This is a genomic window from Archangium sp. Cb G35, from assembly GCF_001896145.1.
Taxonomy (GTDB): domain Bacteria; phylum Myxococcota; class Myxococcia; order Myxococcales; family Myxococcaceae; genus Archangium; species Archangium violaceum.
In genome coordinates this window covers 393,186-403,423 of sequence record NZ_MPOI01000016.1, presented here as the reverse complement: position 1 = coordinate 403,423, position 10,238 = coordinate 393,186, and the positions used below count along the sequence as shown (strand labels likewise).

The following is a 10,238-nucleotide window of genomic DNA, read 5'->3' as shown; positions in this document are numbered from 1 at the left end:
CCCCCAGGCAGAGCCTTCCCTCGCGCTGCCCCGCTCCTTCTGGAAGGACTTCGCCAAACGCCACTGGAACCGTGAGCCCGCCGTCTTCAAGCGGCCGTTCGGCGACAGGGCCCCCACCACCGGGCAGATCTACGAGGCGCTCCTCGATGCCGGCGAGCGCGTGCGCCGGGGCGAGTACACCATGCCCCTGCGCTTCTTCATCGAGCACGAGGAGGGCGCCGATGGGCTGCCCTACTACTCGATGCTCATGTCCCTCTCCAATCACATGCCGCGCCCCGAGGATGGTGGCGTCGAGGGATACCTGGCGCGCCTGGACAAGCTGCTGGGCGGCAAGCGCTTCGGCATCGTCTTCAACCGGCTCCAGATGTACCAGTGGACCCACTGGCAGCAGCTCAGCAGCTTCCTGTCCGGCCTCTACGAGCAGGTTGGCGTGCCGCTGGGCAACAACGAGTCGTGCATCTTCTTCGGCAACTACCGGTACACGCCCTTCGGCATCCACAAGGACAACTCGCACGCCTTCAACTTCGTCGTCGAGGGCAAGAAGACCTTCAGCGTCTGGCCCTTCGAGACGCTCGCCAGCCGCGAGGAGGTCCCCAAGGATCCCTCACTCGTCAACAGGCCCTACTCCCTCTTCATGAAGGACAAGGCCGAGGAGAACGCGGTGCTGTCCCGCGCGTCCTTCCTCGAGGCCACCGCGGGCGACGTCACCTACTGGCCCGTCTCCCACTGGCACCGCGCCGAACCCTCCGGAGGGGGGCTGAACATCAGCATCTCCGTCTCCGCATGCGCCTCGCCGCCGATGTTCACCTCCATGGCCCCCCCGCATGAGTGGCCCGGGCAGTTGCGCCACAACGAGCTGCCCGGCAAGCGCACCTGGCAGGTGCCCGCCAGCATCCGCTCCGCCCTGCGTCAGCGCGGCCAGCGCAAGGCCCTCCTCTCCGCCGAGCGCGAGAGCACCATCGAGTGGGTCCGCTGCCTCACCGCCAACGCCCTGGACGCGGCCCCGCCCGAGGCCCAGGAGGCCCCGCTCGCTCCCGAGGAGTGGATCCGCGCCCACCCCGAGCGCCCCATCGTCTGCGTTCCCCTTCCCGGCAAGCAGCTCCTGGTCTCCGCCATCGGCCGCTCCTCCACCCTCCCCGGCTCCCCCCTCCTGCGCCGCCGCCTCGAGCGCCTCGTCTCCTCCCTCAACCTGGGCAAGCCCCTGAGCGTCTCCGCCCTCGAGCACGCCTTCTTCTCCCGCCTCCCCTCCCGCTCCTTCTCCCGCGCTTCCTTCCGCTCCCTGCTCGATGACCTCGTGCGCTGGCGCGCCGTCCAGCGCTGCCCCGCTCCCGGCAGGAAGCCTCGCTGAGCCCAGGAGGAACGCTCAGCCTCCCAGCAGCGGCGGGAGGATGAGCGACGGAGTGCCACACCCGTCGGCGGTGGGGAAGAACGCCAGGTCCGCCCCCACGCCGCGCAGCGCACGCAACGTCTCCAGCACCGGCAGACGGAGCTCCACCGGGGCGAGCCGCTTCACACGCCGGCCCCGCCGCACCTCCCAGCCCCCGGCCATCAGGGACACCACTCCGGGGCGCGGCATCGTGGTGAAGGTCTCCACGCGCGCCACCAGCTCCGTGTAGTCCTCCGGGAGCGCGTCCCCCCGGGGGACCACGAAGAGGTTGAGCGCGGAGGGTGAGGGGGGCGAGCCCTCGGTGCGCAGGCCCCGGCCATTGGGCTCCACCCCGAGCCGCGCCGCCGTGGCCGCCGCGTGGAGGAAGCCCTGGAGGCGGCCCTCGTCGATGAGCCGCAGCCCCCGTGCGGGAGCGCCCTCGTCATCCACGCTCCGCCGCCACATCCCGAGCGGATGGAGGGGCTCGTCCACCACCGACAGCACCGAGGGGAAGAGCTTCTTGCCCACCGCGCGCGCCAGAGCGGGAGTCGCCACCGCCACGTCTCCCCGCAGCATCCACGCCAGCGCCGCGACGAGCGGGGCGGCAACCGCGGGCCGGAGGACGAGCGGCAGGAGGGGATCCGCCGCCTCCGCGGCCCCCTCCAGCGTCTCCACGGCCTCCGCCAGCCGTACTCGCAGGGGCTCCAGGTTCCACGCCTCGCCCAAGGGCCCGGCCACTCCGTCCACCACGGCTCCGCGCGACGTCTCGCACCGCACGATGGCCTCCTGACGGGCATCCAGGTTCCCCTGGAGCACGCCCTCGCCGCGCACGAGCAGGGACGCGCTCGCCGTGCACGTGAGCACCGCCGCCTGGACGATGACACCGGGCGGGAGCACCGTCCGGGCGACGTGCTCCGCCAGCTCCCGGGCCCGCGCACCCGGCAGCACCGGAAGCCCCGGCGGCGGTACGCCAGGTGCCGGCAGCGCGGGAAGCGGCGAGCGAGCCTCCGCCCGCACCCGCTCCGAGGCCGCGCTCAGCACGCGCTCAAGGTCCCCGGCTCCACCCACGCCCAGCGCCGCGAAGCCGGAACCCTCCTCGCGCCACACCCGCGCCGCCGCCGAGACGGACTCCCCTCGGGACAGGGAGAAGCGCCCCGAGCTCACTTCGTACGCCAGCGACAAGCGGCGGCTCGCGGTGAGGAAGAGCTCGGCCCCGGCGGGAGCATGGCTCCGCAGGTGCGCATCCATCCGCGCCCGGGCGTCCCCGGCCAGCACGCCCAGGTCCATCCCCGCGCACGAGCCTTCCGCTCCCGCGCCCTCCGGCCTGTCGTGCTCGCCGCTCGCCATGACGGCCCATCATGCCCCATCCCACGCCGACGCCGAGCCCCGCGGGGAAGTGACCGACAAGTATCCCTCTCCCCTCGGGAGAGGGGCGGGGTGAGGGTGCCTGTCCCCGTTCTTCAACCCGTGGCCCACGGTGTGGACAGTGGGTTCAACCCGGGTTCACCCGATACCCTCACCCCGTCCCTCTCCCGGAGGGAGAGGGGAAATGGCCGCGTTGAAATGGCCGCGTTGAAATGGCCCCGTTGAAATGGCCCCGTTGAAATGGCCCCGTTGAAATGGCCCCGTTGCGCCACCTTCGCGGACTCGCTCGAAGGGGATAAAAGGGAGGGAGGAGGTACGCGGGGTGTCCGACTGGTTCGTGGAGCGGCGAGAGGTGAGGGAGCTCATCCACCAGCCCTCCGGTCTGCGCGTCCAGCCGCCCCTGCTCGAGCGAGGCTACGCGGCCCGCCGGGAGGTGCGCGGAGGGGTGGAGCAGGTGTGGAGCGAGGTGGTCCACGACGCGCTCCCGGCCGGCGCGCTGCCCGGAGAGGTGGCGAGCGGAGCCCTCGCGCTGCTCGCCCCCGGCCCCGCACTGGTGGAAGGCACCGGGGCGCTGGAGGACGGGGTGCGGCGTCTGGTGGAGCGGGCGCGCGAGGCGGGCGCGGTGCACCTGGACGTACTGCTGCGCGAAGTGGACCAGTACACCCTCTTCGCCAACGAGGAGCGCCAGGTCCTGGATCGCAGGCGCTACGCCCTCATCGAGCTGAAGGCCCATGGCGCCACTCCCACCGGAACGGAAGAACTGTGGCGCTGCGCGGCCTACCCGGATGCCGCACGGCTCCACTCGGCCCTGCCGGAGCTGGAGTCCCTGGTCGAGCACATGGTGCGCCAGCTCCACGAGTGCACCCCCATCGTGCCCTGCCCCACGGGAGCCCTTCCCGTGGTGTTTCCTCCCGGCTCGGCCTCCGGCTGCTTCTTCCACGAGGTCTGCGGCCATCCCCTGGAGGGAGACGTCGTCGCCCGGGGCGGCTCCTACCTGGCCCACCGCCTGGGCCAGCGGGTGGCCGAGCCCTTCGTCTCCATCTCCGATGACCCCACCGATGGGGACGGAGCACTCGCCTATGGCTGGGATGACGAGGGCAACCCCTCGCGGCCCGTGCCCCTCATCCACGCGGGCGTCGTCGGCTCGCCGCTGCTGGATGGGCACAGCGCCAGGGCCCTGGGCCACGCCCCCAATGGGCACGGCCGGCGCGTGGGCTACAAGCACCCGCCCCTTCCCCGCATGGCCCACACCCGCGTGGAGCCGCACCAGGGAGACCTGCAAGGGCTGCTGGCCGGCGTTCCCCACGGCCTGCTGGTACGCCACATGACGCCGCGCCACATGAACCTGCTCTCGGGCGACTTCAGCTTCTACGTGGTCGAGGCGCAGGAGATCCGCGACGGCCGCCTGGGACACATGGTGTCCCCAGGCATTCTCAGCGGCAACGGCCTGGAGGCCCTCGCGGGCATCGACGCGGTGGGCGCGGACTCGCGCAACCTGTTCGCCACCCGCGGCTGCCGCAAGCTGGACCACGGCCCGCTGCCCGTCTCCTTCGGACAGCCGGCCGTGCGCTTCCAGCGGCTCTACTTCCGGCCCTGGCGCTGAGACCGCCGCGGACCTACGCGAGGCTCAGCGGCACAGGACGCTCATGTCCGTGGACGGCACATACTCCTCGTCCTCGGGAGGCGGAGGGAACGAGAGCGAGGGGAAGGCGGACTTGCGCAGCACGGACACCTCGCCCGGCCGCACCTCGATGAAGGCAGGAGCCAGGGGGAACGGCCGTGGACCGAACTCCCCGGGCATCTCCCCATCGGGCGTCGTCACGGAGTCCTCGAAGCCCAGCGCCACCGGCTCCGCCGGGGAGCCCGGCGGGACGACGACGGCGTAGTAGCCCAGGGGGCTGACCGGCTCGGACGTGACGAAGTAGCCCATGGGCGACTGGCCCGCCACGCTGCCCGGCATCGCCCAGTCCAGCGCGTACACCGTGCCCGGACCCGACTCCTTCGTCATCTCCACCCCGCCCAGCGGGTTGTTCTCGAAGTCGAAGAAGAAACCGGGAGAGAGCACCCACACCAGCGCCACGCCACCCGACACGAGATTGTCGATGCTCCTGCCCGTGGAGTTGGACAGGGCGGACAGAGCCCCCGCCTCGCCCACGATCATCGCCACCTGCGAGACGCACGAGGTGTTGAGCGTGCGCAGCGGGCTCAGCGAGGTGGTGGGGTGGTACTTCGCCTGGGGAATGGGCTCGAAAAAGGGCGGCGGGAAGTCTCCCTCGGCGCCAATGACCACGCCGTCCGGGGCCTCGGCCCGCAGCGCATAGGTGAGGGTCTCGTCCCTCAGCACCCCCTGCCCCACCTGCCACGTGGCGCCCGGGGTGACGGTTTCGCTGGAGTCGGCCACGGTGTCGCCGTTCATCACGCGCACCTGCGCCCCCACGGGCACCGCTCGCGTCATGTACGGAATGCCGAGGACGAGCATCCGCGGCGGAGGCGGCGGCGTCATGGGATCCGAGGGATCTCCCAGCGGCGGGAAGGTGGCCGCGGCGAAGTGGAAGGCCTCCGGGTCGAAGATGATGCCCGACACGGCGGTCTTCGCGGGCGGCAGCTCCGCATAGGGCGTGGCCGTCTCGCCCTGGAGCGGGAGCTCGGCGGAGCACCCGGTCAGGGAGGCCGCGAGCATGACACTGGAGATGATGGACGAAGCTCTCATGGCGGTCCTCGCTCGTCTCACTTGGTGGGAAGGATGTGGCCCGTCGGCGGCGTCACGCCGTGGCAGGCGTTGGCGCAATTGCCGTAGGCATTGGGGGTGTTCTGCAGATCCTCGTAGAGCACGTCGAAGTACTCCGTGCCGTGCGAGTTGATGTGGCAGCTGTTGCAGGCCACGAGGCTCGGCCGCACGGCGCTCTCACGCGTCAGGTGGCAGAAGGTGCAGTCCGACTTGCTCTGCTTGTACTTGCGCGAGCTCATGTGCATGCGGTGCATGAAGTCCGAGACGTGGCCCACCTGCGGCTCGAAGTGGCACGTCTTGCACGCCTCCACGTTGTCCACCGACATGCCATGGTGGAGGTTGTCCAGCGAGTTCACGCCGTTGTGGCAGCTCTGGCAGTTGCCAACCCGGCCCGGATACGTCGTGGGAGCCTCCTGGCCCACCTGGAAGAAGAAGGAGTCGAGCCGGTTGAGGCGCTCGCCGTCCACGGCCCGGTGCCCCTTGAGCATGACCATGTAGGTGCCAGGCTTCGCGTCATCCGAGAGCTTCACCGAGTAGCGCGTGGGCTGCTTCGCGGCCGCGTACCCCGGGAACGCATCCGGCATGCCGGGGGTCACGTAGAACTGCGGCTCGCCCGACACCGGGTAGGAGAAATAGGGCAGCGAGTACGTGCCGTAGACGGTCTTCAGATCCTGCAGCGGCCCCACCACCTTGAAGCCGGACTCGGTGCTACTCGTGTCCCGGAAGTTGAGCAGCATCCGGTCATTGAAGTAGCCGAGGCCGTTGGACGAGCCGCCCATGAAGTCGTTCCAGCTGGGCATGAGATCCCTCGGGTGCAGGCCGTGGCCATCCCCGTCCTGCAGCGACACCAGCAGGTCCAACGTATCCCCCGGCAGGAAGTACTTGCCGTTGCCCGGCTTGTTGATGCGCAGCTGCTGCTCGAGACCGAAGCCGCAGGGCACCGCCTTGTCGGTGGCCAGGCCGTCGGCGTCCAGCTCGTAGCAGGTGCTCTCGCGATCCTGCTCGCTCACGAAGGTGACCGGGAACAGGAAGGGCTCGTCGGGCATCAGGCTCCAGGTGACGCGGATGGCGCCCTCGCCGGAGATGTCAGGGGTGCGGAACGTCTTGAAGGGGTTGGTGGAGTTGGCGAAGGAGACCTTCACCCCGGTGTGGTACACGGGCGGGTTGTACGAGCCCGGCTGGGGCTCGGTGTCCCCGGGGAAGCGCGGGGCGCCCACGCCGGTGGTCATCCAACTGGCGCGCGTGCGCCCGGTGACGGGGTTCTCCGCGAGGAACTCCTGGCGGCCGTACGTCTGCGTGGTGCGGATCGTCCCGCCCGCGTCGATCACCTCCACCTTCAGGGTGTCGTCGTTGGAGAGCATCCACGCGGCGTTCTCGTAGAAGACCTCGCGCTGGAAGCTGCCGAAGCCCAGGCTCTTCCAGTTCTCGCGGCCCACCGTCAGGCCGCTCCAGTCCAGGCTCTTGAAGCGCGAGTGCTTGCGCATCCACGTGGCGGGCGCCTGCTTGTCCGCGAAGTTCATGTGGGCGCTGTTGACGAGCGCGTCCATGAGGGACAGCTCCCGCAGGAAGTACAGCGAGTTGCGCACGAGTGTGAGCCGGGCCGAGGGCGGCCGGGAAGGCCCGAGCCCGAAGAAGCCGTCGTTGAGGAACTCGCACTGGTCCGGATAGGGAAACGTGGCCGGATCCAGATCGCCGCGCGTCACCGGCTCGCCATTGGGCAGGATGGCGCAGCCGTTGAAAGCCATCAGCGACAGCGAGATGGCTCCAGACGCGGAGCTCGAGTACGGATCGAACGCCTTCGCGCCACGGCCACGGGTGCCCTCGCTGTCCTCGACATTGAAGAGGTCACAGCTCGCGACGAGCGCCACGAGGGGAAGCAGAAGAATCTTCGGGAGCGATTTCATGAGGTACTTGGGTCCTGCACACCTCGCCGAGGGGGGCGACGAGGCAGGGGGGGCGTCAAGGGCGGACGGGGCACGACTCTAGCAAGCGTTTCATTTCAAAACCAAGAACCCCTCCGGGAGCCTCCACGGCTCATTCCGGAGCGGGCCCATCCACGGGACGGCCCGTGCGCAACGCGATCACTCCCCGTCGGTATTCGACGGGCAGGCGATCCGCCTTCACGTGGACCTCGCCCGAGAAATCCAGCGGGTGCGCCTTGGGGCGCTGGCCCTCGGCGATGAGGCGATCCTGCTCGAGGATGGCCAGCTCGGACTTCACGAAGATGTCCGGGAACTGCTTGATGGCCGGGTGGTAGGAGGAAAAATAGAAGCACTGCGCCTTCTCCTCGGACCAGGGCGAGGCGACGGCGTACACCGTGTGCTGGAAGAACAGCGTGGGCTTGAAGGACAGACGCACGGCGAAGGGCAGCGTCACGTCATAGGTGAGCGTGGTCTTGTCCACCCGCGGCGGCATCCCCTCGAGGGCTGGGGAGAGCGCGGGATAGAGGATCTGCGCCCGCACGCCACCCGGCAGCCGCGTCACCTCGTAGGGCGGCACCTCCTGCTGCGCCGGGTTGCCGAAGGTCCCGTCATGCACCCACGACAGGTGCGTGACGTCCAGGATGATCTCCATCAGGCGGCCCGCGGACACCTCCCAGTCCAGGCGAGGGAGCGCGATGGTGGCCACCTTTCCCCCCTCCAGCTCCGGCCACTCCGGCAGCGGCTCCTGGGAGCGGGCATCCAGACACACCCAGACCAGGCCATAGCGCTCCACCGCCCGGAAGGACGCGAGCGCCGCGCGAGCGGGAATGGCGGCACCGGGCTGCGAAGGCACCCGGACACAGCGTCCATCCTGCCCGTACGTCCAGCCATGGAAGGCACAGCGCAGGCCCTCGCCGGACACCGCGCCGGCGCACAGATCCGCACCCCGGTGGGCGCAGTAGCGCTGCGTGGCGGCCACGCCAGCGCCCGTCCGCCACACCACCAGCTCCTGCCCCAACAGGCGCGCCGCCAGCGGGCGCTCCTTCAGCTCGTGCGAGAACGCAACGGGGTGCCAGTAGGGGGAGAAGGCCTCTTCGTAGGAGCGCACGCCCGCTTCCATGACGGCTTTCCGGCTCAGGCCAGCGCGAGGGGCGCGATCTTGCTCTCGATCTCCTCGAGCAGGAAGTTGATCTCCTCCAGCTCATCGAGCTTCTCGGGCGCCGCGGCGACAGCCTCGGGAGCCTGGGCCTGCTGCTCTGCGGGGGCGGATGCGACGGGCGACGCGCTGAGCTCTTCCGATGCCATGGGGGGCCTCCTGGGGGGGGTAATGCTCGTTAGAAGCGGGGATAACTCCCAAGTTCTGATATTCCAGCGAAGAGCGCACACCTGTCAATGTACGGCTGGGGTGAACATTCTGTTAAATTGAGAATCAAGTAGACTTCGCACCCCCCCCATGCCCCGCCTCCTCCCACTGCCCGTCGCGGTCGCGCTGCTGATCCTCTGTACGGACCCCGCCACCGCGGCGCAGGGGCAGGGCGAGGAGCCCGTCACCCCGCCGGCCAGTGCCTCGGCACTGGATGAGTGGATGCAGCCGGCCACCATCGAGAACCCCAGCGAGAGCCCCAGCGCGCCGGAGCAGGCCACGCCCGCCCCCGCCCAGGTGCCCATCGTCGACACGGGCCCCTCGCGAGCCCCGAAGCCGGAGCGCGAGCGGGATCTGCTCACCCTGGGAGGCCTCTACTACCAGCGCGCCGAGTTCCTCGGCTTCCAAGGGCTCGACGGGCAGACGATGCAGCCCGTGCTCCCCTCGCTCGCGGATATCTTCATGGACGTCCAGCCCTCGGACGAGCTGCGCGGCTTCGTGCGGGGACGGCTCCTCTACGATGCGTTGGATCCGGTGCTGTCCACGCCCCAGGTCACGCTGGATCAATTCTGGTTCCGGTTCAGCCTGGGCCGGAGCGTGTTCTTCACCATCGGCCGCCAGCAGCTGCGCTGGGGCAGCTCCAAGGTGTGGAACCCCACCGACTTCCTCCAGGAGCCCAATCCACGGCCGCTCGATGTGTTGGATCTGCGCACGGGCATCGACATGCTGAAGGTGAACATCCCCTGGGAGGCCACGGCCTCGAACCTGTGGTTGATCGCCACGGCGGACCTGAAAGGCCCCGCCACCCAGCGGCTGCGCTACGGAGGGGCGGTGCGGGCCGAGATGGCGCTCGGTCCGAGCGAGCTGAGCCTCACCGCGGCGTTCCAGCAGGGGCGCCGGCCCCGCTACGGCCTGGGCTGGTCCGTGGGCGTGGGCCCGCTGGACTTCAACACCGAGCTGGCCCTGGTGCGCGACAGCCTCACCCGCGGCTGGCGGCGCACCGCGGAGGGCTTCTCCGAGCGCCCCTACGAAGGACCCAAGCTGCTGGCCAGCGGCGGCGTGGAGGGCACCTTCCGCCTCGGAGACGTCTACCGCGCCAACGTCCGGCTCGAGGGCTTCTACAACGCGCTCGGCTACGAGGATCGCGCCCTGCTCACCTGGGTGCACTCCACCGGGGACTACCGCTCGCTCTTCTTCGGCCGCGCCTATGCCATGGCCCAGGTGCGCGTGGACCGGCGCAGCATCGCCGAGCCCAGCGCCGGAATCACCGTCATCTCCAACCTGAGCGATCGCTCCTTCCTGGGGCGCCTGGATGCCGGCCTCGGCGTGCTGCGCGATGTGAACGTGCAGGCGTATCTCGAGATGCCCTTCGGTGAGCGCGGCGGCGAGTTCCTCTTCGAGCCGGACGCCACCGTCGCGGAGCTGCCTTCCTCGAGCCACCTGCTCTTCCGCGCGGGGCTCGGCGTCACCATCCGGATGTAGGAAAGAAATAGC

Annotated in this window: 8 protein-coding genes; 3 read left to right on the top strand and 5 right to left on the bottom strand. The window is 69.9% G+C overall.

Going from position 1 to position 10,238, the window contains the following annotated elements:
- A partial coding sequence (locus tag BO221_RS55165) for a cupin-like domain-containing protein (RefSeq protein WP_073566566.1) occupies positions 1–1,348 on the top strand: 1,348 nt, incomplete at its 5' end.
- A 15-nt stretch (positions 1,349–1,363) separates the two neighbouring features.
- Here the strand turns inward: BO221_RS55165 and BO221_RS42185 are convergent.
- A complete protein-coding gene (locus tag BO221_RS42185) occupies positions 1,364–2,713 on the bottom strand; it encodes a metallopeptidase TldD-related protein (protein WP_073566565.1) in 1,350 nt (449 codons plus the stop codon).
- Between the two features lie 340 nt (positions 2,714–3,053).
- Here BO221_RS42185 and BO221_RS42180 point away from each other — a divergent pair, with 340 nt between their 5' ends.
- Complete coding sequence (locus BO221_RS42180) at positions 3,054–4,334, top strand: TldD/PmbA family protein (RefSeq protein WP_198956297.1); 1,281 nt, start codon at positions 3,054–3,056, stop codon at positions 4,332–4,334.
- Positions 4,335–4,358: 24 nt separating this feature from the next.
- Here the strand turns inward: BO221_RS42180 and BO221_RS42175 are convergent, their stop codons facing one another.
- The 4 genes from BO221_RS42175 to BO221_RS54365 all read right to left on the bottom strand — a co-directional run bounded on the left by BO221_RS42175 (position 4,359) and on the right by BO221_RS54365 (position 8,686).
- Entirely contained in the window at positions 4,359–5,441 is a 1,083-nt protein-coding gene (locus tag BO221_RS42175; protein ID WP_143196003.1) for a hypothetical protein, read from the bottom strand.
- Positions 5,442–5,458: 17 nt separating this feature from the next.
- Complete coding sequence (locus BO221_RS42170; RefSeq protein WP_073566562.1) at positions 5,459–7,363, bottom strand: hypothetical protein; 1,905 nt, start codon at positions 7,361–7,363, stop codon at positions 5,459–5,461.
- 130 nt (positions 7,364–7,493) lie between these two features.
- Positions 7,494–8,489 carry an aromatic ring-hydroxylating dioxygenase subunit alpha gene (locus tag BO221_RS42165; RefSeq protein ID WP_073566602.1) on the bottom strand — a complete coding sequence of 332 codons (996 nt, stop codon included), beginning with the start codon at positions 8,487–8,489 and terminating at the stop codon, positions 7,494–7,496.
- 26 nt (positions 8,490–8,515) lie between these two features.
- Complete coding sequence (locus tag BO221_RS54365) at positions 8,516–8,686, bottom strand: Xan family putative trans-acting RiPP leader peptide (protein ID WP_143196002.1); 171 nt, start codon at positions 8,684–8,686, stop codon at positions 8,516–8,518.
- Between the two features lie 148 nt (positions 8,687–8,834).
- Between BO221_RS54365 and BO221_RS42160 the strand changes: the two genes are divergently transcribed.
- Complete coding sequence (locus BO221_RS42160) at positions 8,835–10,226, top strand: hypothetical protein (protein WP_073566561.1); 1,392 nt, start codon at positions 8,835–8,837, stop codon at positions 10,224–10,226.
- Positions 10,227–10,238 lie beyond the last annotated feature (12 nt).